This is a genomic window from Streptomyces bacillaris (assembly GCF_003268675.1).
Lineage (GTDB): Bacteria > Actinomycetota > Actinomycetes > Streptomycetales > Streptomycetaceae > Streptomyces > Streptomyces bacillaris.
On sequence record NZ_CP029378.1, the window covers coordinates 6,945,079 to 6,971,407 of the forward strand.

28 protein-coding genes are annotated in these 26,329 nt (G+C 72.0%); 16 read left to right on the forward strand and 12 right to left on the reverse strand.

The window, feature by feature from the left end; all coding sequences use genetic code 11:
* Positions 1-436: 436 nt before the first annotated feature.
* The 12 genes from DJ476_RS30330 to DJ476_RS30385 all read left to right on the forward strand — a co-directional run bounded on the left by DJ476_RS30330 (position 437) and on the right by DJ476_RS30385 (position 10,630).
* Positions 437-1,327 carry a S1 family peptidase gene (locus DJ476_RS30330; protein ID WP_079167437.1) on the forward strand — a complete coding sequence of 297 codons (891 nt, stop codon included), beginning with the start codon at positions 437-439 and terminating at the stop codon, positions 1,325-1,327.
* Between the two features lie 278 nt (positions 1,328-1,605).
* Positions 1,606-2,364: a hypothetical protein gene (locus DJ476_RS30335; RefSeq protein WP_318294813.1), complete on the forward strand. Its 759-nt coding sequence runs from the start codon at positions 1,606-1,608 to the stop codon at positions 2,362-2,364.
* Positions 2,361-2,750 carry a GntR family transcriptional regulator gene (locus DJ476_RS30340; protein WP_112491989.1) on the forward strand — a complete coding sequence of 130 codons (390 nt, stop codon included), beginning with the start codon at positions 2,361-2,363 and terminating at the stop codon, positions 2,748-2,750. Before DJ476_RS30335 ends, DJ476_RS30340 begins: the two co-directional genes overlap by 4 nt.
* A 153-nt stretch (positions 2,751-2,903) precedes the next feature.
* Complete coding sequence (locus DJ476_RS30345) at positions 2,904-3,200, forward strand: helix-turn-helix transcriptional regulator (RefSeq protein WP_112491990.1); 297 nt, start codon at positions 2,904-2,906, stop codon at positions 3,198-3,200.
* Between the two features lie 392 nt (positions 3,201-3,592).
* Positions 3,593-3,973 (forward strand): hypothetical protein, encoded by a 381-nt coding sequence (locus DJ476_RS30350; protein ID WP_318294814.1) that lies wholly within the window; start codon positions 3,593-3,595, stop codon positions 3,971-3,973.
* A gap of 396 nt (positions 3,974-4,369) precedes the next feature.
* Positions 4,370-5,248 (forward strand): HipA family kinase, encoded by an 879-nt coding sequence (locus DJ476_RS30355; RefSeq protein WP_208853544.1) that lies wholly within the window; start codon positions 4,370-4,372, stop codon positions 5,246-5,248.
* Entirely contained in the window at positions 5,245-5,628 is a 384-nt protein-coding gene (locus DJ476_RS30360; RefSeq protein ID WP_018492639.1) for a DUF3037 domain-containing protein, read from the forward strand. The genes DJ476_RS30355 and DJ476_RS30360 overlap by 4 nt, the downstream gene beginning before the upstream one ends.
* A 319-nt stretch (positions 5,629-5,947) precedes the next feature.
* Positions 5,948-6,709: a 3-oxoacyl-ACP reductase FabG gene (gene fabG, locus DJ476_RS30365; RefSeq protein WP_018492638.1), complete on the forward strand. Its 762-nt coding sequence runs from the start codon at positions 5,948-5,950 to the stop codon at positions 6,707-6,709.
* Between the two features lie 20 nt (positions 6,710-6,729).
* A complete protein-coding gene (locus DJ476_RS30370) occupies positions 6,730-7,485 on the forward strand; it encodes an SDR family oxidoreductase (RefSeq protein WP_070202504.1) in 756 nt (251 codons plus the stop codon).
* Between the two features lie 294 nt (positions 7,486-7,779).
* Complete coding sequence (locus DJ476_RS30375; RefSeq protein ID WP_248869637.1) at positions 7,780-9,183, forward strand: ABC transporter substrate-binding protein; 1,404 nt, start codon at positions 7,780-7,782, stop codon at positions 9,181-9,183.
* 114 nt (positions 9,184-9,297) lie between these two features.
* Positions 9,298-9,990 (forward strand): uracil-DNA glycosylase, encoded by a 693-nt coding sequence (locus tag DJ476_RS30380; RefSeq protein ID WP_103417915.1) that lies wholly within the window; start codon positions 9,298-9,300, stop codon positions 9,988-9,990.
* 145 nt (positions 9,991-10,135) lie between these two features.
* Complete coding sequence (locus DJ476_RS30385; protein WP_103417800.1) at positions 10,136-10,630, forward strand: hypothetical protein; 495 nt, start codon at positions 10,136-10,138, stop codon at positions 10,628-10,630.
* A gap of 50 nt (positions 10,631-10,680) precedes the next feature.
* Here DJ476_RS30385 and DJ476_RS30390 read toward each other — a convergent pair whose 3' ends face one another.
* Together DJ476_RS30390 and DJ476_RS30395 are read right to left on the reverse strand one after the other, a co-directional pair.
* A complete protein-coding gene (locus DJ476_RS30390; protein WP_103417801.1) occupies positions 10,681-11,178 on the reverse strand; it encodes a hypothetical protein in 498 nt (165 codons plus the stop codon).
* A 153-nt stretch (positions 11,179-11,331) separates the two neighbouring features.
* Positions 11,332-11,853 carry a DinB family protein gene (locus DJ476_RS30395; RefSeq protein ID WP_404827556.1) on the reverse strand — a complete coding sequence of 174 codons (522 nt, stop codon included), beginning with the start codon at positions 11,851-11,853 and terminating at the stop codon, positions 11,332-11,334.
* Between the two features lie 131 nt (positions 11,854-11,984).
* On the opposite strand from DJ476_RS30395, the gene DJ476_RS30400 reads away from it, so the two are divergent.
* Complete coding sequence (locus DJ476_RS30400; RefSeq protein WP_112491993.1) at positions 11,985-12,893, forward strand: Gfo/Idh/MocA family protein; 909 nt, start codon at positions 11,985-11,987, stop codon at positions 12,891-12,893.
* Here DJ476_RS30400 and lnt read toward each other — a convergent pair.
* The 4 genes from lnt to DJ476_RS30420 all read right to left on the reverse strand — a co-directional run bounded on the left by lnt (position 12,862) and on the right by DJ476_RS30420 (position 17,325).
* Positions 12,862-14,361: an apolipoprotein N-acyltransferase gene (lnt, locus tag DJ476_RS30405; RefSeq protein ID WP_112491994.1), complete on the reverse strand. Its 1,500-nt coding sequence runs from the start codon at positions 14,359-14,361 to the stop codon at positions 12,862-12,864. The two genes, DJ476_RS30400 and lnt, sit on opposite strands and share 32 nt — an antisense overlap.
* A 444-nt stretch (positions 14,362-14,805) precedes the next feature.
* Complete coding sequence (locus tag DJ476_RS30410) at positions 14,806-15,285, reverse strand: nuclear transport factor 2 family protein (protein ID WP_070202510.1); 480 nt, start codon at positions 15,283-15,285, stop codon at positions 14,806-14,808.
* Between the two features lie 74 nt (positions 15,286-15,359).
* The gene (locus DJ476_RS30415; protein WP_112491995.1) at positions 15,360-16,226 is read right to left on the reverse strand and encodes a universal stress protein; all 867 of its coding nucleotides are present in this window, start codon (positions 16,224-16,226) and stop codon (positions 15,360-15,362) included.
* A gap of 79 nt (positions 16,227-16,305) precedes the next feature.
* The gene (locus tag DJ476_RS30420; protein WP_112491996.1) at positions 16,306-17,325 is read right to left on the reverse strand and encodes a ferric reductase-like transmembrane domain-containing protein; all 1,020 of its coding nucleotides are present in this window, start codon (positions 17,323-17,325) and stop codon (positions 16,306-16,308) included.
* Between the two features lie 232 nt (positions 17,326-17,557).
* On the opposite strand from DJ476_RS30420, the gene DJ476_RS30425 reads away from it, so the two are divergent.
* Together DJ476_RS30425 and DJ476_RS30430 are read left to right on the forward strand one after the other, a co-directional pair.
* Positions 17,558-18,241: a hypothetical protein gene (locus DJ476_RS30425; protein WP_112491997.1), complete on the forward strand. Its 684-nt coding sequence runs from the start codon at positions 17,558-17,560 to the stop codon at positions 18,239-18,241.
* A 285-nt stretch (positions 18,242-18,526) separates the two neighbouring features.
* Positions 18,527-19,237, forward strand: a complete 711-nt coding sequence (locus tag DJ476_RS30430) for a sigma-70 family RNA polymerase sigma factor (protein WP_112491998.1) — start codon at positions 18,527-18,529, stop codon at positions 19,235-19,237.
* Here DJ476_RS30430 and DJ476_RS30435 read toward each other — a convergent pair.
* Genes DJ476_RS30435 through DJ476_RS30450 form a run of 4 tightly spaced genes read right to left on the reverse strand, consistent with a single transcriptional unit; the run spans position 19,234 to position 23,516 of the window.
* Positions 19,234-20,445: an MFS transporter gene (locus DJ476_RS30435; RefSeq protein WP_112491999.1), complete on the reverse strand. Its 1,212-nt coding sequence runs from the start codon at positions 20,443-20,445 to the stop codon at positions 19,234-19,236. The genes DJ476_RS30430 and DJ476_RS30435 overlap by 4 nt on opposite strands.
* Before the next feature lie 10 nt (positions 20,446-20,455).
* The gene (locus tag DJ476_RS30440) at positions 20,456-21,682 is read right to left on the reverse strand and encodes an ATP-grasp domain-containing protein (protein ID WP_112492000.1); all 1,227 of its coding nucleotides are present in this window, start codon (positions 21,680-21,682) and stop codon (positions 20,456-20,458) included.
* The gene (locus DJ476_RS30445) at positions 21,679-22,779 is read right to left on the reverse strand and encodes a pyridoxal-phosphate dependent enzyme (protein WP_103417811.1); all 1,101 of its coding nucleotides are present in this window, start codon (positions 22,777-22,779) and stop codon (positions 21,679-21,681) included. Before DJ476_RS30445 ends, DJ476_RS30440 begins: the two co-directional genes overlap by 4 nt.
* Positions 22,776-23,516, reverse strand: a complete 741-nt coding sequence (locus DJ476_RS30450) for a class I SAM-dependent methyltransferase (protein ID WP_112492001.1) — start codon at positions 23,514-23,516, stop codon at positions 22,776-22,778. The genes DJ476_RS30445 and DJ476_RS30450 overlap by 4 nt, the downstream gene beginning before the upstream one ends.
* Before the next feature lie 208 nt (positions 23,517-23,724).
* Between DJ476_RS30450 and DJ476_RS30455 the strand changes: the two genes are divergently transcribed.
* Positions 23,725-24,282, forward strand: coding sequence for an AAA family ATPase (locus DJ476_RS30455; RefSeq protein ID WP_112492002.1), 558 nt, complete (start codon positions 23,725-23,727; stop codon positions 24,280-24,282).
* A 201-nt stretch (positions 24,283-24,483) separates the two neighbouring features.
* On the opposite strand, the gene DJ476_RS30460 is transcribed toward DJ476_RS30455, so the two are convergent.
* Both DJ476_RS30460 and DJ476_RS30465 read right to left on the reverse strand, forming a co-directional pair.
* A complete protein-coding gene (locus DJ476_RS30460) occupies positions 24,484-25,356 on the reverse strand; it encodes an undecaprenyl-diphosphate phosphatase (protein WP_103417813.1) in 873 nt (290 codons plus the stop codon).
* Positions 25,357-25,584: 228 nt separating this feature from the next.
* On the reverse strand, positions 25,585-26,307 hold the full coding sequence (locus tag DJ476_RS30465) for a TVP38/TMEM64 family protein (protein ID WP_053562092.1): 723 nt from the start codon (positions 26,305-26,307) through the stop codon (positions 25,585-25,587).
* Positions 26,308-26,329 lie beyond the last annotated feature (22 nt).

The window sequence follows — 26,329 nt, forward strand, 5'->3', positions numbered from 1 at the left end:
CGTTCGGGGTTGTTCGTGGCCCGTCAACCTGCCGTCCACAGGAGTATGTGAGGGGCCGTGCGGGTGCGCCAATGTCGGCGGCCCATAACATCCGCGAGTACCGGGCGGTAGTTCCGGTGGCTCGTCTCCGGCCTGTCTCCGGCTCGCCCCTGGCGCGCGCTCCGTAAAGGCGTCAGCTCGTCGAAGGATCAACCTGATTCAGGCCATCCCTCTTCTCGCGCAGTCGCCAATCCGCCGATTTGACGGTTTCGGTGCCCTGTTGAGCAGCTGTATTTCAGCCAGTCCCGTCCCGGGGGTCTTGTGTGGGCGTACAGGCCTGTCCAGCATGAAAACAACGTTGTCAGGGACACGTCGTCCTGATCGCGTGACTCCTGATGACGTGTCATGGGCGTCCACCCAACGCCCCGAGTTCCCCCCACGATCTGGAGGACTTGCAGTGCGACTCTCCCACCCCCACAGCATGTCGAGACGAGCACGACTCATGGCCGGGGCAACCGCCCTCGCCGCCGCCGCGGCACTCGCCGTACCCGCCGCCACGGCGTCCGCCCAGCCGGCTCCGAAGACGTTCAGTGCCACCCAGCTCAGCCAGACGGCCGACTCCGTCCGTACCGCGGACATCGGCGGCACCGCTTGGTACGTCGATGCCGAGTCGGGCAAGGTCGTCGTCACCGTCGACAGCACGGTTACCGAGGCCGAGATCGAGAAGATCCGGAGCGAGGCCGGTGCGAACGCCGACGCGCTCGAGGTCAAACACACGCCCGGCAAGTTCAGCAAGCTCATCGCGGGCGGCGAGGCCATCACCACCGGCGGGGCCCGGTGCTCCCTCGGCTTCAACGTGCAGGACGGCGCGGGCACCAAGTTCGCCCTGACCGCGGGCCACTGCACCAACATCGGCAGCTCGTGGTCCATCGGCACCACGACCGGATCCAGCTTCCCCGGCAACGACTACGGCATCATCCGGCACTCCGACCCCAGCGCGGCCGACGGCCGTGTCTACCTCTACAACGGCAGCTACCAGGAGATCGACGGCGCCGCGGACCCCTCGGTCGGCCAGTCCGTCCAGCGCAGCGGCTCCACCACCGGCCTGCACGGCGGTTCGGTCACCGGCCTCAACGCCACCGTCAACTACGGCGCCGACGGCATCGTCACCGGTCTGATCCAGACCAACGTCTGCGCCGAGCCCGGCGACAGCGGCGGCGCGCTCTTCTCCGGGAGCACCGCTCTCGGCCTCACCTCCGGCGGCAGCGGCAACTGCTCCTCCGGCGGCACCACGTTCTACCAGCCCGTCACCGAGGCGCTCAGCGTCTACGGTGTGAGCATCATCTGATTCCCGCACCGAACAGGGGCCTTCACCGTCGGCCCTGAGCACTGTCCCCGCCCGGTCCGCCGGCGGGGACAGTGTCGGTTCCGGGTCCATTCCCCGTGATCACTGTCCTCGCTTCCTGCCGGAATCCGGTAGGAACGGCTCGACAGGAAGCCGGGCCCCGTCGTGCGCCCGGGCGGCGGTGACCTGGCGCCAAGCGTGTCAACTGGTTGACGCAGTTGGATTCTTTGAGTGATTGTGTCAGGTAGTTGATACAGTTGACGCTGGGGAAGGGGAGTGACATGTCGGCTGCCGCGGGTACGGAAGGCATCCGGCGGTCGGGGCTGGACACCCCTGTTCGATGGGCCGGCGTGGCGACCGGCCTTGCTGCCAACGTGCTGGTGACCTTCAGTCCTGAGCCTGTTGTGGACCTGCTCTACGGGTTTCCCGTGTTCGGTCTGTGTGTCATGGCCGGTCTGTTCGCGGCGGACATGATCGCGCGGCCGGAGCCTCGTTGGCTGCGAGCAGCCGACATGACTCCGCGCCGCATTCGGGACTACGTGCCCCGATCCCTGACGATCGCACTGGCCGTACAGGCCGTCGCCCTGCTGGTCCTGCTGGCCGTCGCCGTCGCGATGGCCTCGGCGGACTCCGAGGGCCGCCCCGGGCGGGTCCTGTCCGTCACCTGTCCGGCGGGCACCTACCTGCTCTCGCCTTGGCCCGGCTCCGTCCACGCCTGGCCGGTCCTGGGCGGTCTCGCCCTCGGTACCGTCGCCTGCGCACTGCTCCTGCGCCGGATCACCGCACGCTCGGGGGACGACGGTCGACGCCGCGTCAGGGCCCGGGCGGCTGTGGGAGCTTGGGGAGTGCTGGTGAGCGCTCCTCTCTTCGCTGTCTCCGCGATGATGGGCCTCGGGGCGCTGAGCGTGCCCTGCCAGGGCGCGACGAACGGCGGAGCGATCTCGGGGCTGGCGGTCGCCGTCCTCATCTCCGCGACGACCGCGGGGCACTGTCTGTGCGTCCTGTTGCTGCCGCAGGCCTACGTCAAGGCTCGGTCATGACGGCCAACGGCATCAGTATCAGCGTGAACCATGCGTCCCCCGTGCCTCCGTACGAGCAACTCCGCGCACAGCTGGCCGATCTCATCGCGGTCGGCCGGCTGGGGCAGGGGGCCAGACTGCCATCCGTACGCCAGCTGGCCTCCGACCTCGGACTGGCCAACAACACCGTGGTGCGGGCCTACCGCGAACTCGAGGCCGCGGGCCTTGTCAGAAGCCGCCGAGGCTCCGGTACCCAGGTCATCGCCCCGTCGGCCACCACCGACATCGAGGCGAAGCTCGCGGAGCACGCAAGCACCTACGCGGCCGCCGCCAGACAGCTCAACGCCACCAACGACGAAGCGCTCGCCGCGATCCGGTACGCCCTCGCACATCTCGACAAGCCGTAGACAAGCCGTATCCCAGACAGGTCACCAGTCCGTGCCCCAGGCCGAGAACAGGTGCTGGGAGAAGAGAATCACGCCGCAGGACCACGCGTCCGTACACCGGACGCAGTGTGCGTGCATGTTTTCAGAGATCCACCGAGCATGGGGAGTTGCACTATGTCCGAGCTGGAAGCCCTGAAGCGGGTCGATGCCCTGCTGGACAACGTCTTGCCTCCGCCGCGCGTGCGCGCCCAACTGCGCCTCGCGGCCGGCCTCACACAGAAGGACGTCGCGGACGCGGTCGGCGTGCAGCGCCTCGCCGTGGTGCGCTGGGAGCTGGGCCAGTCCCACCCCCGGCGGCCGCACCGCGAGGCCTACGCCCACCTGCTCCAGCGGCTCGCGGAACGCTTCCCCCATGCTGCTGGGCCACGTCGGGGCACGCCGACGCCGGCCCCGGAAGAGGGAGCGGGGTGACCCGGTGACCATCGGCCGACGGGCCCCGGCTTCCTGGGCAGCGGAACGTTCCGGGTCGGCGCCGACCCGGAACGACACCCCACCCGGGCCCCACCGTTCGATCGCAACCTGGGCCACGGAGCGCCGGGTGAGGTCCTCATCCGCTGGCCGGGTGCGGATCTGGTGAGGAGCAGGACGTGGGAAGTCTGCTGGGGGGCGTCTCCGGCGTCGGTTGGAGAGGGCCGCGCGATGCGACGCCTGCGCGGAAGTTGCGGCAGGTGATGGATGGCACCCCACCGTTCCCGGAGCTATGAGCGGCCATTTGCGGGCCGACTATGTCTCCTGGGAAGCTGGCGAGTGGGAGAAATCAAAGAGAACTCACCTCTGATGGCGAAGATTGGGTTTCCATTCTCATGGTGATCGTGGAGGAAAGGCGGGGTGTGCAGATGAGCCTGGACTTTACGGGCCTGCGAAGAGTCGCGGATGAAGAGCTGTCGACGAAGGACATTCGTTATCTGGCGCTGGTTCGGGTTGATCTCATGGCGCTGTATCGCCGTTGGGGGCGACCCGACGTTGGGATCGACGACTTGGGCGAGTGGTTGTGCTTCGCCTTCGCGTTGTCCGACGGAAGCAAGTTCGTCCTGCAGCGGGAGGCCTACAATCCGCCTACGCCCGGGTTCCTCCTCAGCGCGACCAAGGCTCTCTTCTCCGCGGAAGCGGTGGAGCGGGTCATTGGAGCGCTTGAGATTCCAGAAGCGGTCGTGGTCGAGTTGAGTGACGAGGTGCTCGACTGACCTCGATCCTTCGTCACGGCCCGTCGGTTCGCCGAAGGGCCGTTCGGTTTGTGAGGTTGATGACGGGCCTCCGGTGTGATTGTGGCTCTGTTCGCCTGGCCTGGGACGCAAGGGTGGGGTGTTGTCGAGGTCTGCCGGTAATAGGTGAAGTGAAATCCGCGTCTATGCGCCATCGGGGACTTTATAAATCCTGGTACAGCTCATTCCCGCCGGTGGAGGTGGAGTTGCCGTGAGGAAAGCCGGGGACCGTCGTGCCCCCGGCCCGGAACGCTCCCCGCCGATGAAATCCCTCGGCTACTATGCTCACTTCATGCCGGAACCCGGCAGCAAGGGGCGTGCCACCGCCGACGGTCCGCTCGTGGAGCGTAAGGCTGAAGAGATGGGTGGCCTGGGAAAGTGCTGGAAGAAGTCGTAGCGACCCGCTATGTCACGCCCCTGCGGGAGGGCGGGTCGCTCCCGGGGATCGTCGAGGCCGACGACCTCGGTACGTACGTCATGAAGTTCACCGGGGCCGGTCAGGGCCGCAAGACGCTCGTCGCGGAGGTCATCTGCGGCGAGCTGGGGCGGCGGCTGGGGCTGCGGGTGCCGGAGTTGGTGACCATCGAGCTGGACCCGGTCATCGGGCTCGCCGAGCCCGACCAGGAGGTGCAGGAGCTGCTGAAGGCGAGCGGCGGGCTGAACCTGGGGATGGACTACCTGCCGGGCTCGCTCGGGTTCGACCCGCTCGCCTACGAGGTGGGCGCGGCCGAGGCGGGGCGGGTCGTCTGGTTCGACGCGCTGATCAACAACGTCGACCGGTCGTGGCGCAACCCCAACCTGCTGGTCTGGCACGGCGACCTCTGGCTGATCGACCACGGCGCCACCATGATCTGGCACCACAACTGGCCGGGCGCCGAGGCCTCGGCGGCGAAGCCGTACAACGCCTCCGACCATGTGCTGGCGCCCTTCGCCCCGGACATCGCCTCGGCGGCCGCCGAACTCGCCCCGCTGGTCACCGAGGAGCTGCTCACCGACGTGGCCGCCGACGTCCCCGACGTCTGGCTGGAGGGCGAGCCAGGGTTCTCCTCCGCCGACGAGGTGCGCCGGGCCTACGTGGCTCCGCTGCTCGCCCGCGCCGCCACCATCCACGAGCGGATCACCCTCGGCGCGCCGACCGCGGACCGGCCCTCCCAGGCCCCCGGCTGGCTCACCGACCGGCTGCCGCCCCGGCCGAAACCGGCCGAGGGCGATGGTGCCGGGGCCGCCGCCCGTACCGGCCGGGAGGGGGGCCGATGACGCGCCGCGATGTCTTCGAGTACGCGCTCCTGCGGGTCGTCCCCCGGGTCGAGCGGGGGGAGTGCTTCAACGCGGGGGTGATCGTCTACTGCCGGGCCCACTCGTTCGTCGCCGCCCGGACGCATCTGGACGAGGCGAAGCTCAGGGCGCTGGACCCGGACGCCGACGTCGTGGGCGTCCGCGCCGCCCTCCGCGCCGTGGAAGGGGTCTGCGGCGGCGGTGAGGGGGCCGGGCAGGCGGCCGGTGACGATCCCGGGCGGCGCTTCCGCTGGCTGATCGCCCCGCGCTCCACGGTGGTCCAGCCCGGGGCCGTGCACAGCGGGCTCACCACCGACCCGGCCGGTGAGGTGGAGCGGCTGCTCGATCTGCTGGTGCGCTGAGTCGCGTTCCGGGGGCTTGGTGTCCGCTGCCCGGTGCTTGGTCCTCGGTCCCGGGTGCGGGTGCGGGTGACGGGTGTTCGACGTCTGGTGCCGGGTGCCGGGTGGCATGGGCCGCGTGTCCCCCTCGGTACGGGAAGGGGGCGCCGCCCGGTGTGACGTGCGGCCCCCTGCGTCGCGTGCCGTTGACACCGGGTGCCAGGGCTTCTAGCGTCTCGTCTGCTGAAGGTACTAAGCGGTTGCTCAGTCATCGGGGCCTCCCGGGCCGGGAGGTGCTCCGACGTCCGCTGAGCCGCGATTCCAAGGGCGAGGAGAACCAAGCATGTCCACCACCGAGCAGCGCGTCGCCATCGTGACGGGAGCGGCGCGGGGCATCGGCGCCGCCACCGCCGTACGCCTGGCGGCCGAGGGCCGCGCCGTCGCCGTACTCGACCTCGACGAGGCGGCCTGCAAGGACACCGTCGAGAAGATCACCGCCGCCGGGGGCACCGCGCTCGCCGTCGGCTGCGACGTGTCGGACGGCGCCCAGGTGGAAGCCGCCGTCGCGCGGGTCGCCGCCGAGCTGGGTGCCCCGACGATCCTCGTGAACAACGCGGGCGTGCTCCGTGACAACCTGCTGTTCAAGATGAGCGAGTCCGACTGGGACATCGTGATGAACGTCCACCTCAAGGGCGCGTTCCTGATGGCGAAGGCCGTCCAGGCGCACATGGTGGAGGCCAAGTTCGGCCGGATCGTCTCGCTCTCCTCCTCCTCGGCCCTCGGCAACCGCGGCCAGGCCAACTACTCCGCCGTGAAGGCGGGGCTCCAGGGGCTCACCAAGACCCTCGCCAAGGAGCTGGGCAAGTTCGGCGTCACCGCCAACGCCGTCGCCCCCGGCTTCATCGTCACCGAGATGACCGCGCAGACCGCCGCCCGCGTCGGCATGGGCTTCGAGGAGTTCCAGGCGGCCGCCGCCACCCAGATCCCCGTGCAGCGCGTCGGCCGCCCCGAGGACGTCGCCAACGCGATCGCCTTCTTCGCCGGCGACGACGCCGGCTTCGTCTCCGGCCAGGTCATGTACGTGGCCGGCGGACCCCTCAACTGATCCGAAGGGCAGCGGACATCATGACGGTGCAGGACAGCGGGAAAGTCGCCCTCATCACGGGCGCCAGCCGGGGCATCGGCTACGGGGTCGCCGAGGCGCTCGTCGCGCGCGGGGACCGGGTCGCCATCACGGGACGGGGCGAGGATGCCCTCAAGGAGGCCGTGGAGCGGCTCGGCGCCGACCGGGTCATCGCCATCCCCGGCAAGGCCCACGACGAGGCCCACCAGGCGGCCGCGGTCGAGCGGACCATGGAGGCGTTCGGCCGGGTCGACTACCTGGTGAACAACGCGGGCACCAACCCGGTCTTCGGCCCCATGGCCGAGATGGACCTCAATGTGGCCCGCAAGGTCTACGAGACCAACGTGATCTCGGCGCTCGGCTTCGCCCAGCAGACCTGGAAGGCCTGGCAGAAGGAGAACGGCGGGGCGATCGTCAACATCGCCTCCGTCGCCGGGGTCTCGCCCTCGCCGTTCATCGGCGCGTACGGGATGTCCAAGGCGGCCATGATCAACCTGACGCTCCAGCTGGCGCACGAGTTCGCGCCGGTCGTCCGCGTCAACGCGATCGCGCCCGCCGTGGTCAAGACGAAGTTCGCCCAGGCGCTCTACGACGGCCGTGAGGCGGAGGCGGCCGCCGCCTATCCGCTGGGCCGGCTCGGTGTGCCCGAGGACATCGGGGGCGCCGCCGCCTTCCTGACCTCGGCGCAGTCGGACTGGATCACCGGGCAGACCCTGGTGGTCGACGGAGGAATTTTCCTCAACGCCGGTGTGGGCTGAGAGTGGCCTGAACCGGTTTGGCCTGATTGACTCGGGTGCCCCGCCGGACCGACGGATCGATCCGGCGGGGCGCTGCGGTATGGTCTGCCGACCCATGGCTGATCGAGGAGCGTGCACGTGTTCTACCGGGCCAGTCTGCAGGCCGCTGCAGCCCTAGCTTCCCTTTCTCTGCTGGCCGGCTGCGGTCTTCTTTCCGACAGCGGATCGGAAGAAAATCAGAAGATAACCGTCGGGACGACCAGCTCCCCGTCGACGCTGGATCCCGCCGCGGCCTGGGACGGCTCCTGGGAGCTGATGCGGAACATCTACCAGACTCTGATGAGCTTCCCGACCGGCAGTACGAGCCCCGAGCCGGACGCTGCCGACACCTGCACCTTCACCGACGCCACGAGCATGGCCTACCGGTGCACGCTCAAGAAGAACCTCAAGTTCTCCAACGGCGAGAAGCTCGACGCCCAGGCCGTGAAGTACTCCATCGACCGGGTCGTGGACATCCACTTCAAGGGCGGCCCGGCCGGCCTGCTCGGCTCCCTCGACCGGATCGAGACCAAGGGTGACGACACCGTCATCTTCCACCTGAACAAGTCCGACGCCACCTTCCCGTTCATCCTCGCCACGCCTGCCATGTCGCTCGTCGCCCCCGGCGACTACCCCAAGGACAAGATCCGCGACGACGGCAAGGTCACCGGCTCCGGGCCCTACCTCCTGGACTCCTACGAGGCCGGGGTCAGCGCCGGGCTGACGAAGAACCCCGACTACAAGGGCTTCGCCAACCGGAAGAACAACGCCGTCACCATCAAGTACTTCGAGAAGTCCGCCCAGATGGTGGCCGCGCTCAAGGCCAAGGAGATCGACGCCACCTACCGCGGTCTGACCGCCGAGGAGGTCGTCGGCCTGGAGGACAAGAAGGAGGGCAACGACGGCCTCCAGATCATCGAGACCACCGGCGCGGACATCCGCTTCCTCGTCTTCAACCCCAAGGACCCGGCCGCCTCCAAGCCCGCCGTCCGCAAGGCCATCGCCCACGTCGTGGACCGCGACGCCCTGGTCGCCAAGGTCTACCGGGGCACCGCCGAGCCCCTCTACTCGATGATCCCCAAGGGCATCTCGGGCCACACCACCAGCTTCTTCGACACCTTCGGCGACCCGAACGTGAAGAAGGCGAAGGAACTTCTCACCGAGGCCGGGATCACCGAGCCGGTGAAGATGACCTTCTGGTACACCACCGACCGCTACGGCTCCTCCACCCAGCCCGAGTTCGAGGAGCTGGAGCGGCAGCTGGAGGACTCCGGGCTCTTCGACATCACGCTGGAGAGCGCACCCTGGAAGACCTTCCAGGAGGGCTTCACCCAGGGCGAGTACCCGGTCTTCGGCCGTGGCTGGTTCCCGGACTTCCCGGACCCGGACAACTTCATCGCCCCCTTCGTCGGCGAGGAGAGCGTCACCGGAACCCCGTACCGCAACAAGGAGATCACCCAGCAGCTGATCCCCGCCACGCGGCAGGAGAGCGACCGGGGTGCGGTCAGCAGGCAGTTCGAGCGGGCGCAGCAGATCCTGGTCGAGGACGTCCGGCTGCTGCCGCTCTGGCAGGGCAAGCTGTACGTCGCCTCGGGCGAGGACATCGGCGGCGGCGAGCGCGCACTGGACCCGCAGACCGTCATGCAGATGTGGGAGCTGTACCGCAAGGCCAGCTGGTAATACCGGTCGGCGGTAAGCGTACGGGCCCGGGGAGTTCCCTCCCCCGGGCCCGTTGTCAGTGGCGGCCGGTAGGTTCTGGGATCAAGAACTTGTTGCTCACCGGAGGTTGTGGACGTGACCGATATCGACCTGCTGCCCGAGTCCTGGCGCGGCGTCCTCGGCGAAGAACTGCAGAAGCCGTACGTCAAGGAGCTGGCGGACTTCGTCGAGGAGGAGCGGGCCAAGGGACCCGTCTACCCGCCCCGCGAGCAGGTCTTCGCCGCCCTGGACGCCACTCCGTACGAGAAGGTCAAGGTCCTCATCCTCGGCCAGGACCCCTACCACGGCGAGGGCCAGGGGCACGGGCTCTGCTTCTCCGTGCGGCCCGGTGTGAAGACGCCGCCCTCCCTGCGCAACATCTACAAGGAGATGCAGCAGGAGCTGGGCCTGCCCATCCCGGACAACGGCTATCTGATGCCGTGGGCCGAGCAGGGCGTCCTCCTGCTGAACGCGGTTCTCACCGTGCGCGCGGGCGAGGCCAACTCCCACAAGGGCAAGGGCTGGGAGAAGATCACCGACGCGGTGATCCGCGCCGTCGCCGAGCGGCCCGACCCCGCCGTCTTCGTGCTCTGGGGGAACTACGCCCAGAAGAAGCTCCCCCTGATCGACGAGGAGCGCCACGTCGTGGTGAAGGGCGCCCACCCCTCGCCGCTCTCCGCGAAGAAGTTCTTCGGCTCCCAGCCCTTCACCCAGATCAACGAGGCCGTCGCCGCCCAGGGGCACCAGCCGATCGACTGGCGCATCCCGAACCTCGGCTCGGCGGGCTGAGCGGCTGAGCGGGCCGAGTCACGGGGGCGGTGCGGATCGGACCGGCGCGACGGGCCGGGCCGTACCGCCCGTGTCTGAGCGGGATTGCGGACCACCGGCGCTAGCGTCGAAGGACCGCGACCTGGACGGGCCAGAGGAGACCGCAGTGGTGGAGCAGCAGGAGGCGTCCGAGGACGCCGTCATGACCAGGATCGGCCAGGCGGTCATGCTGCTCCACGGCGGCGACCGGGAGGAGGCCCGCAACCGCTTCGGCCTCCTCTGGACGGAGCTGGGCGCCGACGGCGACGCCCTGCACCGCTGCACCCTCGCGCACTACCTGGCCGACACCCAGGACGACCCCGGCGACGAGCTGGCCTGGGACCTGCGGGCCCTGACGGCCGCCGAGGCGCTGCGGGGCGAGCGGCCCGCCGACCACCCGGACGCCCTGGCGGTAAGGGCCTTCACCCCCTCGCTGCACCTCAATCTGGCGGCGGACTATCTGAAGCTCCAGCGCCCCGACGCGGCCCGTATCCACCTCCGCCAGGCCCGCGACGCGGCGGACGCGCTGGACGAGGACGGCGGCGGTGCCGGTCATGAGGGGCACGGCGAGGGTGTCCGGGCCGCCATCGAGCAGTTGGAGCTGCGGATGCGGGAGATGTGACGCCGGTTCCGGACGGGGCCGTCGGCCGTCCCGTACGCCTCGTACGTCCCTCAGCGGCCGTACGTCTTCTCGCAGATCCGGTTCTCCCGGGAGCCCGCGGGCCAGCCCCCGTACCCCCGGCCCAGCGCGCACACGTCGTGCAGACCGCCGCGGGCCCGGGGGAGGGCCGGGAGGACGCCGGACGGGGCGAGGAGAGGCGGAGTGAGGCCCGGGACCCGGGGGGACGGTGTCCGGCGTGGTGGCGGTGCCGCCCGCTCCGGTGACCGGGGCGCCGACGGGGGCCCCGCACGCCGGGCCTCCGAAGCGGCCCCGGAGGGCGGCGCGGGCCGGGCGGGCCTGCCGGGCGACGGGCTCGGCTCCACGATGGTCTCCAGCGCCTCGCGGCCGGGCGGCTGCACGATCTGCGGGATCACGTCCTGCGCCGGTCCGCCGCTCTCCGCCCGCGGCGGACGCGAAGGCCCCGGCTGCGGATCGACCGACACACACCCGGAGGCGGCGGCCACGGCCACCCCGACCAGGAGACTCGTGGTGAATCTGGTTCGCTGCACACGGGCAACTCTGCGGTGCGGGCAGCCACTCGGGCAGCCCGAGGGCGAGGAATGGCCCGCACGAGTGACCCGGTCAGCACGGCGCCACGCTCCGGACCCGGGCCGCCGCAAATGGGCTGGGCGGCCTGGAACGCGCCGGGCCGCCGGAAACGGTCAGACGCCCGTGGCGCCGTCGACGCGCTCCCGTACGAGGTCCGCGTGGCCGTTGTGCCGGGCGTACTCCTCGATCATGTGCGTGTAGATCCAGCGCAGGTTGAACGGCTTGCCCGCCGAGCCGACGCCCTGGGAGAGGTCGTCCAGCCGGTAGCCGGCCGCCACCTTCCGGGCCGCGGCCATCTCCGCCCGCCAGACGGACTCGGTCACGGCCCAGGTGTCGGACTCCGTCACGGTGAAGTCCCCGTCCGGGTCCTCCTCCGTGCAGTAGAGGTCCGGCAGCTCCTCGCCCGCCAGTATCTCCCGGAACCAGAAGCGCTCCACCTCGGCCAGGTGCCGTACGAGACCGAGCAGGGTGAACGGGGAGGGCGGGACCGACGCCTCGCGCAGTTGCGCGTCCGTCAGCCCCGCGCACTTCGTGGCGAGCGTCTCGCGGTGGTAGTCCAGCCACCCTTCCAGCATGGGGCGTTCGGCGGCGTCGATGGCGGGTTCGGAGCGTTCTGCGGGAGTCATGCCGGTCATCCTGGATCATGATCACGATCCTGGCCAGGTATTTCCTCGCAGGACGGCCGCCGGGAGAGGGCCGCCGGCCGCCCCGTATGCTGCCGGGAAACGCACCTCCGGAACTTCGGCACGGCGAGAGGGAGACCCCTGTGAAGGTCGGTTGCATCGGGCTCGGCGACATCGCGCAGAAGGCGTATCTGCCGGTGCTGACGGCCGTCCCGGGGGTCGAGCTGCACCTCCAGACCCGTACGCCCGCCACGCTCGACGCGGTCGGTGACACCCACCGCATCCCGGAGGGTGCCCGCCACACCACCCTGGACTCGCTGCTCGCCCAGGGGCTGGACGCGGCCTTCGTGCACGCCCCGACCGCCGTGCACCCGGAGATCGTGGAGCGGCTCCTCGACGCCGGGGTCGCCACCTATGTCGACAAGCCGATCGCGTACGAGTACGCCGAGTCCGAGCGGCTGGTGAACCTCGCCGAGGAGCGCGGGGCCGGCCTCGCCGTCGGCTTCAACCGCCGCTTCGCGCCGAGCTACGCCCAGTGCGCCGAGCACCCGCGCGAGCTGATCCTCATGCAGAAGAACCGGGTCGGGCTGCCCGAGGACCCCCGCGCCCTGGTGCTCGACGACTTCATCCATGTCGTCGACACCCTGCGCTTCCTGGTCCCCGGGCCCGTCGACCACACCAGCGTCCGCGCCCGGATCGTCGACGGGCTGATGCACCACGTCGTGCTCCAGCTCTCCGGCGACGGCTTCACCGCGATCGGGATGATGAACCGGCTGAACGGCTCCACCGAGGAGATCCTCGAGGTCTCCGGCCGCGACACCAAGCGCCAGGTCCTCAACCTGGCCGACATCGTCGACCACAAGGGCCAGCCCAGCGTGCGCCGGCGCGGCGACTGGGTGCCGGTGGCCCGCCAGCGCGGCATCGAGGCGTGCGTCCACGCCTTCCTGGACGCGGTCCGCGCGGGCGAAGTGCTCAGCGCCCGGGACGCCCTGGCCACCCACGAGCTGTGCGAGCGGATCGTCAGGGACGCCCTGGAGCAGGCCTCCTCCTGAGCGCCCGCAGCCCCTCGGCCGCGCACAGGGCGGCCAGCGCCGCCAGCGCCCCGTACACCGCCCAGTCGCCGAAGCGGCCGTAGAGCGTGGTGCCGCGCGTCAGCGGTACGTCGTACACGGCCGCCGTGCTCGCCTCCGTACCGAGCGGCTCACCGATCCGCTCCCCGCGCGGCCCGTAGACGGCGCTGATGCCGGTGAGCGTCGCATGCACCATGGGGCGCCCGTTCTCGGCGGCGCGCAGGGCGCCCAGGGAGGCGTGCTGGGCGGGGGCCCAGCTCTCCTGGAAGGTGGAGGTGGCGGACTGGGCGACGAGCACCTGGGCGCCGTCCCGGACCAGCCGCCTGCTCATGTCGGGGAACGCCGACTCGAAGCAGACCAGCGGGCCGATCCGCAGCCCCCGGTCGCCGTCGGGCAGGACCATCACCACCTGCCGGTCGCCGCGCAGCCGGTCCTCGCCCGCCGCCCTGCCCACGGAGGTCGCCCAGCCGAGCAGGGCGCGCGCCGGGACGTACTCACCGAACGGCACCAGGCGCATCTTGTCGTACCGGTCCCCGGTCGGTCCGTCCGGCCCCACGAGCACCGCCGACTTGAAGATCCCGCTCCGGCCCGAGCCGTCCGTCTGCCGGGCGTCCACATTGACCAGCAGGTCGGCCCCGGTCTCCCGGGAGAGCACCGCGAGCCGCCGGGCGGTCCCCGGGTCCTGCCAGGCGCCCGCCCCGATGCTGCTCTCGCCCCAGACGACGAGGTCCACATCCCGGCCCGCGACCGTACGGGTCAGCTCCTCGCCCCGGGCGAGACGCCGCTCGACGCTGTCCGGGCCCGCGATGACACCCGGCTGTACAACGGCGATCCTGGCCGTCCCCGTGGTCACCGGCTGCGGGGCCCAGGCCCACACTCCGGTCACGGCCAGGGCACACGCGACCAGCAGCACCCCGGCCGCCGTCCGGGCGCCGGTCCGCGCGGTCGCCAGCAGGACGAGCGCGGTGTTGACCGCCACCACCAGCAGGCTCACCAGCCACACCCCGCCCACCGACGCCACCCGCAGCGCCGGGGCGACCTCCCACTGGCTCGCCCCGAGCAGCCCCCAGGGCCCGCCGAGCCCCTCCCAGGAGCGGACCAGTTCGATCGCCAGCCACCCCGAGGGCACGGCCACCACCGCGGCGGCGGCCCGCCGCGCCGAGGGCCTGCCCCCGAGCAGCCGCCAGGCCAAGACGCCCCAAGGGGCCCACAGCAGCCCGAGCAGCGCACCCAGGAGCACGATGAAGACGTGCAGGCTCGGCATCAGCCAGTGGTGCACGGCGACGACGAAGCCGATCCCGCCGATCCAGCCGTCCAGCGCCGCCCGCCGCACGGTGCCCGCCGAGCGGATCAGCAGCAGCCAGGGGACGAGCGCGACGTAGGCCAGCCACCAGAGCGAGGGCGCGGGGAACGTGAGCGCGGGCAGCGCCCCGGCGAGCAGGGCGGCCACCCAACGGGCCCAGCCGGAGGCGGGGAGGGCCCTGTGGGTGGAGGCGCCGAGGGGTGGTCCCTCTTCAGGGGACCTGTCCGGGGATGGCGCGCCTGCTGGTGTCCCGTCCGGTGGTGTTCCGTACGGCGGAGGCTCGCTCGGTGGTGGCGCCCCGGTCGTCCCGTTCTCCTCCCACCCGTCGGACCCGTCCGGCGGAGGCCCGTCTTCCGACGCCCTGCCCAGCGGTGGCGCGCCTGCTGGAGTCCCGTCCTCCGCGGGCCCGCTCCCCGTCCGTCCGCCGGACGCGGGGCGCTCTCCGGCCCACCACCTCCGCATGCCGTGCCTCCTCGTCCCGCGCGGGTGAGCAGCCGCGTGACCTGCCGGGTCAGCTCTCTGTACCCAGTGTGGGGGAGGTGATCCCCACCGGAGGCGGGACGTGGCCGAGGCTCACCCGAGGCGTGCGGATCAGGCCGGGCCGGGGGTGCGGCGCCACTTCTCGTGGACGGTGACCGTACGGATCCGCCAGCCCGGCTCCGTACGGTCCAGCTCGAAGACGTACCGCCCGCCGGAGACGAAGTCGGGGGCCGTGTCACCGGTCCCCGCGGTCTCGCCCTCCCGGGCCAGGCGCATCGGGTTGAGGTAGTCGGCCCGCACCCGCGCCCGGTCGCCCGGGTAGCCGCCCAGGTCCTCCAGGTCGATGCGGCGGTTGACGATCAGGTGCTGGCGGACCGGGAAGAGGCGCATCGTCCCGGTGAGCCACCGCGCGATCTCGCCCGCCGGGCCCTCCACCCCGCCCGCGCCCGTGTAGTCCGCGCGGCCGTCCGGGGTGAACAGGGCCTCGTACGCGCTCCAGTCGCCGTCGTCCACGGTCACGGCGTACCCGGTGATCACATCATCGATGGCGAGCCGGTCCATCACGGTCGCGAGTGCCACACGCTGTGTCATCGGTCAAGTCTCGGCCAAGCCGCCCGTCCCGCCAAGAGGGCTGCACGGCAGGGAGGTTGACGGGCGCGGGACCTTCAGCAGGGCACGACGGCGACCGGTCCCAGTGCGTGCGTGAGCGTCGTCTGCGCCACCGGGGAGAGGCCCAGGCCGAGCGACTCCCCGCCCCTGCGGCGGCCGATCACGGTCAGCGCCGCCGTGGCGGAGGCTGTCACCAGGGTGCGCGAGGCGGAGCCGTTGACCGGCTCCCGTACGACCTCCACCTGCGGATACCGCTCCTGCCACCCCGACGTCAGCTCGGCCAGCCCGCGCCGGGCCGAGTCCGCAGCGGTCTCCCGGTCGAAGACCGGCCCGCCGGCGAGCATGGACGAGAACATCGTCCAGCCGTGCACGATCCGCAGCCGCGCCCCGGGCCGGGTGGCCGCGGTGGCGAAGGCGAACTCCAGGACCGCCTCGCTGCTCTCGTCGGCGGCCACCCCCGCCACGATGTCGGAGGAGGTCCCGGCCTCCTCCGGCTGGTCGTCCTCGTCGGGGCCGGCGTCCTGCACGACGACGACCGGGCAGCTCGCCATCGACGCGGTGGCCAGGCTGTTGGAGCCGATCAGCAGCGAGCGGAAACCGCCGAGTCCGCGCGAGCCGACCACGACCATCGACGCGTCGCGGCCGAGCGAGACCAGGGCGGCCGCCGGGAAGTCCAGCGGGGCCAGCGTCGACGGGTTCAGCGCCGGAGCGAGCGCCCCGCTCCGGCGCACGGCCTCGGCGAGCAGCTCGTCCGCCTCCCGCAGCCGGGTCTCCTCGTCGGCGGTCCGGGTGAGCGGCCTGACGTGGACGATCAGCAGCGGAAGGCGGCGCCGTACGGCCTCGTGGGTGGCCCAGTCGAGCGCCTGCCAACTGTGCGTGGAACCGTCGACGGCGGCGATCACGGGAAGATCATGGGTGGTCATGGACCCGAGCGTACGGTGCCGGACCCCCGCCGCCGGACTTCATGCCCCCGCGCCCCACGCCCTGGGCCGGCCGTGCCCGTCAGTCGTGGTTGTGCGTCGACGAGGTGTCGTCCGGCGGTACCGTCCGGCCGCCGTCGCTTCCGCTGACCACCACCACGACCAGCGCCACCATGACGCCCACCACCGCCAGCCGGCCCGCCAGCCGCAGGCCCCAGCCGGTCCGGGAGGGGGCGGCGCCCGGCGAGAGGGGCAGCTTCTCGGAGCGGCGGGCCGGGCGCAGCAGCCGGACGAGGAGCAGGGCGGCGATCGGCAGCTGGAGCAGCCAGATGCTGGTGCGGAACCAGCCGTCGTACCAGACGTTCGTCCCGTACAGCAGGGTGTGCCAGACGCTCAGCACGTACACGACGATCACGAAGCGGTGCAGGACCCGCCAGGTCCTCGGGCCGAAGCGGTGGCGTACGTAGAAGAGCAGGCCGAGCGGGATCGCGAGGTACAGGGCCGCCTGGCCGATCGGGATGGCGATCTGCCCGGTCCCCGAGGTGTAGCCGCCCGGCACGAACGTCTCGACGAAGGCGGTGGCCAGCGCGGAGTTCCAGGCCGCCGTGTCGTGCCGGAACAGCTCGGCGCCGAAGAAGAGCGCGTGGGCGAAGATCAGCGCGATGGTGTTGAGGCTCGTGGTGCGGTGCAGCCGCTCGAGGCGCGGGCCGGATATCCGCAGCCACCGCGGGCGGGAGCCGGAGAGCAGGAGCCCGAGGACGACCGTGCCCCAGGCCCAGAACAGTGCGGACCAGCCGAACGCCTGGCTGAGGAAGTACATCCAGAAGCCGCCCACGTCGGCCATGAACGGCATCACGGAGACCGTGGAGGAGGTCTTGTTGCGGATGCGTATGTAGAGGAGGACGAAGACCGCCGCCGTCACCAGGAGCGCCACCAGTCCGTCGAGCCAGGAGGCCCGCAGATCGGACCGGAGGGTGATGCGTTTGGCGGTACGGGGCTTTTCCGTGCTGGGCAGTTGGGCGTCGGTCCCGGTGATCTCGGTGGAGTCGATGGGGAGTTCGGCGGCCGCTGCCGGTTCGGGTGCGGGGGGCTGGTTCGTCATGCGGCCTCTTCGTGGGGGCGTCGGCTGGCGGGGCGGCTGCGTCGGCCCCGGGCCACGAGGCGTGTGCAGGCGTGCTGTTGGAGCAGTCGGTGGGAGAGAGGGGGAAGTTCCCGCGAATGACGTGTGACATGAATCACAGGGGTAACGCGTGGGGCAAACGGGGTGAACTCCTGTTGTTTCCGCATCTGCTGGTCTTCTCCACGGGGCGGGTACGGCTGGCACGATGGCCGCCATGGGAGCCGGAACCGCACTCCGCCTCGCCCGCACCGCGCTGTTCGCGGTCGTGTGCGTCGCCGTGTCCGGGCTCGGCCATGCCCTGATGTCCGGCGGCCCTCTGCCGCTCCTGCCCCTGGCGGCCGTCCTCGTGCCCGTCGCCGGTGCGGGCTGGTGGCTCGGCCGCCGCGCACGGGGCGCCCCGGTCACCGTCGCGGCCCATGTCCTGGGCCAGTTGGGGCTGCACGCCTACTTCGCCGTGACGGGGGCCCACCCGTCGGCGGACTCCGCGACCGGCGCGCCGACGGCTGCGGCGGAGCATGTGCACCACGCGCACGAGCTGCCCCACGCTCCCGTTCCGCATCCGGTCGCCGACACCTCCTTGCTGACGGAGCTTCTCGGGGCCTTCAGCAGCTCGGTGTTCACCGGTCCCATGGCCGCCGCCCACGCCCTCGCCGGGGTGATCTGCGGCTGGTGGCTCTGGCGCGGCGAGGTCGCCCTCGCCCGGCTGGGCCGCAGCCTCGCCCTCTTCGTACGGGCGCCGCTGCGGACGGCCTGGCGCCTCTGGTCGGCGGCACCGCCCGCCACCGGGCGGCCCGTCCGGCCGCGCGCCCGCCGCAGGCCGGGCCGCCGCCCCCAGGGGCTGCTCGCCCCGCACGTCCTCTCCCGGCGCGGTCCGCCGCTTCCCGTCCCCTCCCTGTGATCCCCAGCCGCCCGGCCGGTCCTCTGCGACCCGCCGGGGGCGCTACGGGTGTGCGCTCCCGCGCCCACACCCGTGACAGGCATGCCGTTGCCGCCGGACCGCCCCAGGGCCCCGGACGGCCGGCCACGCGGAGCCGGGCGACGACCGCACCACGGCTCCGCCAGGACGCGAAGGACAGCTGTGACCCCAACTGCCACCCCCTCACTGCCCCCCGCCCCCGCACCGGGTCTCGCCGGATCGGGCCTCCCCGCACCGCCGCCGACCGTCCCCGCGCCCCGGCCCCGGGTGTACGCCGCCCGGCAGAACGACGGGCAGATCACCGACTGGGCCCTGGCCGCCGGCGGCGGTGACCTGGAGGCCGCCGACCGGTTCGTCCGGGCGACCTACGAGGACGTCCGGAGGTTCGTCGCCTACCTCAGCGCCGATCTCCCCGGCGCCGACGACCTCGCCCAGGAGACCTATGTACGGGCCATGAGCGGCCTCGCCCGCTTCGCCGGACGCTCCTGCGCCCGCACCTGGCTCCTCTCCATCGCCCGGCGCGTGGTCATCGACCGCCACCGCACGGCCGCCGTACGCCCCCGGACCGCCGACACCGCCGACTGGCAGGGTGCGGCGGAGCGGGCCCAGCCGCGCCACCTCCCCGGTTTCGACGAGTCGGTCGCGGTCTTCGACGCCCTGCGCCACCTGGACCCGGCGCGCCGCCAGGCCTTCGTCCTCACCCAGGTGGTGGGGCTCTCCTACGAGGAGGCCGCGGACGCCGCGGGCTGCCCCGTCGGTACGGTCCGCTCCCGGGTGGCGCGCGCCCGCCGGGAGCTGGCGGGGCAGTGGCGTACGGAGCCGGGGGAGCGGGGCGGGCCGGGTGGGCCGGTGAGCGCCCCGGCCCCCGCCACCTCCCGTACTGCCGCGTCGCGCACCGCCGTGTCCGGCACCTCCGCCTCCGCCCCCGCCGCATCCCGCACTGCCGTACCCGTCACCGCCGTGCCGGCCGGGGTCTAGCCGGCAGTCGTCTCCGCCCGGGGCTCCGACCGGCCCCGGGCGGTACGGCGGCCCAGGCTCAGCAGGAGCACCGGGAGCAGCACGCACTGGAGGACGACGGTCACCCAGAACGCCCGCGCCGAACCCGCCGATTCGGCCGCCGCGTACAGCTGACCGCCCACCACCCCGCTGGCGAACGCCCCGATGCCCGCCGCCAGCCGCTGCCTGCCGAACACGGTGGCCGGGGGTGCGGAGCTGCGGGCCAGCGCCTCCAGGTCGTTCTTGAGGAAGAGCACGATCTCGCCCAGACAGATCAGCACCCCGCCCGCCGCGATCCCCGTGTGCCCGCCCCCGGCGATGGCCGCCATGCCCGCCGCCATGGCCCCGAACCCCCACCGCAGCGCCGCCGGATAGCTCAGGGCGGCGACCCGCTCCGCCAGCAGCGGCTGGGCGACGACGAGGAGGGCCGCGTACCCCATCAGGACCACGCCGTAGAACCCGGCCGAGGTCCGGGGGACCGCGTACAGCGCCAGGTAGTGCTGGAAGAACATGAACGCGTAGACGCTCGCCACCGTGACCAGGAACGGCGAGAGTCCGGAGCGCCGTTCGCCGGTCGCGGGCGGTGGCGCCTCGGCCGCCTCCGGCCGTACCGCGTCGCGCGGCAGGAAGGCGTGTCCCACCCCGACCACCGCGAACAGCCCGGCCACGCACGTGAACAGGACCCCGGGGGAGCCCATCACCAGCGGGGCCGCCGCCGGTGGGCCCAGCGCCATCCCCGCGTTGAACGCCGAACTGCTCGCCGCCAGCAGCCGTGGACGGTCCGTCTCCGGCGAACCGTCCACCAGATAGGCCTTGTTGGCCGGGAGGTAGAGCGCCGCGCCCGCCGACACCAGCAGCAGCGCGCCGATGGCCAGGACGGGGCTGGTCAACCCCGGTACGAACGCGGCGAATCCGGCCGTCCGTAACCCCAGCGCCAGCAGCATCGACCGCCGCAGTCCGATCCGCGCGGCCACCGGTCCCGCGACCACGCCCCCGGCGAACTGGATCAGCGAGGCCACGGCCAGCACGGTGCCGACCGTCCCCAGCCCGAGGCCGAGCCGCTGGTGGAGCAGGACCGACATGTACGGCAGCACGGCGAAGCTGCCGAGCGTGATGAGGAACGAGCCCGCCAGCAGGAACCCCTGCGGACCGGTGAACCGCCCCCGCACAGCGGTCCGTTCGGTGCTCACCCGGCTCGCCTCACGGCGTGTCCGCGATCACCGGACGCACCCGGACCGCCGCACTCCACGCCCGGTGCTGCGCCAGCTCCGCCGTCGGCGCCTGGGCCAGCACCATCCCCGTGCACCCGCGCTGATCGCCCACGTGCGCCAGGTGCTCGCCCGGTACGCGTACGGGGAACCACTCCACTGACCCCGGGAAGGCGGCGAGTTCACCGAGACCGTGCCAGCCCTTCAGCACCCCGGGCCGGTCGGCGTAGACGAGGACGAAGCCGTACGCGGGGCCCCGACCGCCGTCGAGCGGGGCGTCCAGCAGCGCGGGGCGGCGGCCGAGCGCCTCGTCCATCATCGCCGTGTACACATTGGTGCCCAGCGACCGGCAGAGCACCTCACCCACCAGCGCGCCCCCGATCCGCCGGTTGATCTCCACCAACTCCGGCCCCCCGGCGGTCAGAATGAACTCCACATGGGCGAACCCCCTTCGGTGACCGGCCACTTCGAGCACGCGCCCCACCCACGCCTCGATCGCGGCCCGCTCCCCGTCCGGCAGCGCCACCGGGAAGGCCGCGACCTCCTCCCGCACCACCGCCGTCCGGGACGTCTGACGGCTCAGCACCCCGAGCAGCCGGGTGCTCCCCTCCCAGCTCAGGGTCTCCGCGCTGTACAGCGGGCCGGCGAGGAACGCCTCCGCGAACAGCTCGCCCGTCAAAGGCTGTTGAGCCGCCTCCGCCAGCGCCCGGTGCAGCGCCTCCTCGTCGTGCGCGATCCAGACCGAGCGCGACGAGGTGCCCGACGAGTCCTTGAGGACGGCGGGCAGGTCGACCGTCCGCAGGACCGTCTCCACGCCCTCCGGACCGGGCGGTACGGCCACGGCGGTCGACCGGCTCAGCCCTCGCGCGTGCAGCGCCTCCCGGACCCGGCGCTTGTCCCGCAGCAGCCGGACCGCCGCCGGATCCGGACCCGGGAGCCCCAGTTCGGCGGCGAGTCCGGCGGCCGGGACGCTCCAGGTGTCGGTGGTGTTGATGAGCCCGGCGAGCGAGGGGAGCGCGGCCAGCGCCCGGCGGACCGCCGCCGGGTCGTCCGTATCGACGTCCACCACGTCCAGCGCGTCGGGCGGCAGGGTGGCCAGCTCGTGCCGGTACACCGAGCGGTCACCGGTCAGCAGGCAGAGCCGGTGACCGGACTCCTCGGCGGCCTCGGCCATCCGGCCGAGCCCGAAGGACAGGGACTCCAGGGCGGCGATCGTCACGGCTGCATCTCCACGGTCGGTACGGGGGCGGGGGCACCGCCCTGTTCGGGCAGGCGGGCGGCCGCGGGCGCGGCGCGCCGCCCCCACTCCATCACCGACCACGGCGGCCGCAGGGCCTCCAGGGACGTGATCGGCCGGGGCCGCAGGCCGGCCGGGTCCAGGGCCTCGGCGTGGCGGGCGAACACCCGCTCGGCGTAACGGTGTCCGGTGTCGGCGCCCAGCACCAGATGCAGTCGGCCGGGATCGCGCGCCGCCTCCCAGGAGGCCGCCAGATGGGCCGCTCCGGTGGAGAGCCCGGCGAACACCGCGTGCCGGCGCAGCAGTCCGACCGCACCGGCCATCGCGTGGCGGAAGTCCAGCCAGTGCACGGTGTCGTACAGCTCGTGGTGGACGTTGCCGAACGGGATCGAGCTGCCGATGCCCGCGATGATCGCCTCCGGGTCGCTGAACTGCTCGCTGCCGAAGGTGACGCTGCCGAACGGCTGGATCCCCACCAGTCGCACCGCCCGCCCCGACTCCCGTAGCGCACGGGCCAGTCCACCGGTGGACGCCCCTGTGCCGACCGCGCCCACCACGGTCAGCGGGCCCTCGGGCAGCGAGGCGGTCAGCAGGTCGGCGAACTCCCGGTACCCCTCGTGGTGCACGGCGTCGTGGTACTGCCGCATCCAGTGGAAGTCCGGCCGGTCCGCGAGGAGTTGCCGGACGTGCCGGACGCGCAGCTCCTGGTCCAGGCGGAGGCTCTGGGAGGGCGGCATCCGGTCGACGGTCGCGCCCAGCACCTCCAACTGGGCGAGCATCGTGGCGTCGACGGTGGTGGACGCCACGATGTGGCAGCGCAGCCCGTAACGGTGGCAGGCCATCGCCAGCGCCACCGCGTAGATGCCGCTGGAGCTGTCGACCAGGGTCTGCCCCGGCACCACCCGACCCCGGCGCAGCAGCGTACGGACCGCGCCGAGCGCCGCGTACACCTTCATCGTCTCGAACCGCGCGAGCACCAGGTCACCGTCCAGCCTGATCAGGTCCGGGGCCTTCACGGCGTCGGTGATGTGCTCGTGCACGGTCGCGGCGGCGGCCGACTGCCGCGCCCCCGCCCTCACTTGCGCCGCCCGCGGACGATGAGCCGGTCGGAGTGCTGGTCGTAGCCCGAGCCGTCGAAGCCGCCGAAGCACTCCACGTCGGTGAGGCCCGCCTCCTCGAAGAGGGCGTGCAGTTCGGCGGCGGAGTAGAGCCAGGAGTGGATGGAGGCCGTACGGGCCGTGTCCCCGCGCACCAGTGTCCAGTCGGTGCGCAGCCGCCGCCAGCTGTCGAGGACGGTGTCGCGCTGGACGACGTACGAACCGTCCGGCAGGTCCACGGCCTTGGGCCGGCCGATCCAGCCCGCCAGCACCTCCTTGCCCATCACGTCCACCACCAGCTGCCCGCCCGGCGCGAGGCTCTCGCAGGCGTTGCGGAGCACCTGGAGGTTGTCCTCGGCGGCCTCGAAGTAGCCGAACGAGGTGAAGACGTTGAGGATCACGTCGAAGGCGCCGGGCTCGGTGTACGTGAGCATGTCGGCCCGCTCCAGCCGGACCTCGGCCCCCGCCGCCTCGCACGCGCCGCGGGCCCGCTCCAGCATCGTCGGCGAGAGGTCGACGCCCGTCACCGCGTATCCGCGCGCCGCCAGCGGCACCACGAACAGCCCCGGCCCGCAGGCCAGGTCCAGCACCCGTGATCCCGGTGGGAAGTCCAGCAGGGGCGAGGAGGCGACGAGGGCGGCGGCTGACTGCGCCCGGGCGGGCGGGAACATCGTCGGGGCGAAATCGGACCAGAGCGCGTCGTCCTCGTACCAGTGCATGCTTCTCGGTCTCCTCCCGGCCCTCGTGGGGCCGCCGTGCTGTGCCGTGTCGGTGTCGGTCGCCGGGGCTGTTCTCCAGGTAGTCGGGGGCCGGTGCCGGGAAGTTCCCGGCACCGGCGTTGACCTACGATCACCGGCGGGCGGCCGGACGGCCGACGGCCGGAGGAGACCGGATGGCCCGGCGTGACCGGAGAGGGAGCGGGAGACCATGACCTGGAGCGAGGTGCCGGTGGACACCGAACCGGCGGCGGGGGCCGTTCTGCTGAGCGGTATCCCCGGCAGCGGCAAGTCCACGGTGGCCGCCGCGCTGGCGGCCCGGTTCGCCGCCTCGGCACACATCGAGGTCGACGCCCTCCAGGAACTGATCGTCCGGGGCGGGCGATGGCCCTCCCCGGAGCGGGACGCGGAGGCGGACCGGCAGATCTTCCTGCGGGCCCGCAACGCCTGCCTGCTGGCCGACAGCTTCGTCGGCGCGGGGTTCCTGCCGGTCGTCGACGACGTGGTCGTCCGCCGGGCCCACCTCGCCTTCTACCGGCGGCAGATCGCCGGCGGGCCGCTGCACTTCGTGGTCCTCGCCCCGGGCGCGGCGAAGGCGGGGGAGCGCAACCTCGCCCGGGACAAGACCCTGACGACGGACTGGTCGTTCCTGGACACGGCAATGCGGACCGAACTGGCCGGTGAGGGCGTCTGGATCGACAACGCCGAGCTGACGGTGGCGGAGACGGTGGACGCGGTCCTGGCGGCGACGGGGCTCACGGCCTGCTGAAGCGGTCCGCTGAGAATGACTCGCTCAGCCCGCCTCACTGAGCCCGCTGCACCGGGAACGACCTGCGGGGAACGGTCCGCCGGACCGGCGTTGTCAGACCCTCGCTCTACGGTGGTGACATCTATCCGCGCTGCTGGCTGCTGCGCTGCTGGATCGGGCCCTGCCCGGCTGTCCGCCGGGCAGGGCCGCACAACCGAGGGGTCAGCCCGCGGACTCACCCGCGTGAGGGCTCAGGACACCGGCCGAGACGAGGATGAAGATGAGAATGCCGAGCGCCACCCGGTAGATGACGAAGGGCATGAAGGACTTCGTGGTGATGAACTTCATGAACCAGGCGATGACGGCGTAGCCGACGAAGAAGGCGACCAGCGTCGCGAAGATCGTCGGCCCCCAGGAGACATGACCCTCGCCCACGTCCTTGAGCTCGTACACACCCGAGGCGAGCACTGCGGGGATCGCCAGGAGGAAGGAGTAGCGGGCGGCCGACTCGCGGGTGTAGCCCATCAGCAGACCGCCGCTGATGGTCGCGCCCGAGCGGGAGACGCCGGGGACCAGCGCCATCGCCTGGCAGAAGCCGTAGATCAGGCCGTCCCGGACGCCGAGGTCCTTGAGCGTCTTGCGCTCCTTCACCGCGCGGTGCTTGCCGCCCGCCTCGTCGCGCGCGGCGAGGCGGTCCGCGATGCCGAGGACGATGCCCATGACGATCAGCGTCGTCGCGATCAGCCGCAGGTCCCGGAACGGGCCCTCGATCTGGTCCTTGAGCGTGATACCGAGCACCCCGATGGGGATCGAGCCCACGATGACCAGCCACCCCATCTGGGCGTCGTGGTCGCTCCGCATCTCCTTGTTCGTCAGCGAGCGGAACCAGGCCGACAGGATCCGCGCGATGTCCTTGCGGAAGTAGATCAGCACCGCGGCCTCCGTGCCGATCTGGCTGATGGCGGTGAAGGCGGCCCCCGGGTCGTGCCAGCCGGCGAACGCGGCGGTCAGCCGCAGATGGGCGCTGGAGGAGATCGGCAGGAACTCGGTCAGTCCCTGAACGAGTCCCAGGACGAATGATTCGAACCAGCTCATGGGGCTTTGGCCATCCCGAGGGTGATCGTGCATCGGCCGTGGACACGGGGCCCGTCGGCTGCGTGCGGAGTGCGGTCAAGGAACAGGGGAACAGAGGAGCAGAGAAACAGAGGAGCAGAGAAAGGGGCGGGGAGTCGGGGGATCGACGAGAAGAAGATCGCGGGCAGCGTATCGCCCGAAAGTGAACGTAAGGATGACCGCGAGGGTCATCCACGTGCCGCCGTGCGCTCAGTTGTCCGGCGTGTCCCGGCCGAGCCGGTGGCGCTTGCGCCAGGCGACCAGCGCGCCGCCGATACCGGACACCACGATGAATCCCGTCGCCGCCAGGAAGAGGGGCGAGGTCGGTGAGGCGGCCTCGCTGCCCGCTATGACGTACGCCGCCGTGTTGGGGATGGAGCCGATCCCGGTGGCCAGGAGAAAGGGCGGATAGCCCATCCGTGAGGTCGCCGCGCAGTAGTTGGCGGCGGCGAACGGGATGCCGGGGAAGAGCCGGAGCGCCAGCACCGAGCGGAAGCCGTGCCGGCTCAGCACCCCGTCGGCGGCCGTCAGCACCTTGCCGCGCAGCAGCGTGCGCAGCGCGTCCTGGCCCAGGACCCGGCCCAGCATGAACGACACGCCCGCGCCGAGGACCGTGCCCGCCAGGGCCGCCGCCAGCCCCGTCTGCGTACCGAAGAGGGCCCCCGCCGCCAGGTTGAGGAGCGGGCGCGGCACGAACGCCACGGTGAGCGCCCCGTACGCGAGCCCGAACAGCATCGCCGCACCGCCGCCCGTCAGCTGCTCCGGCCAGCCCGACGCCAGCAGCCGCTGTGGTTCGAACAGCAGCATCGTCGACGCGGCGGCCAGCAGCACCGCGACCAGCAGCGAGAACCGGGACCAGGGGGAGAGCAGTGCCTTGGAGCGGCGGAGGGCCGTGGCGCCGGCGGGCCGGGCGGTGGGGACGGGGTCGAACATTCGGGGAGACTAACCGAAAACG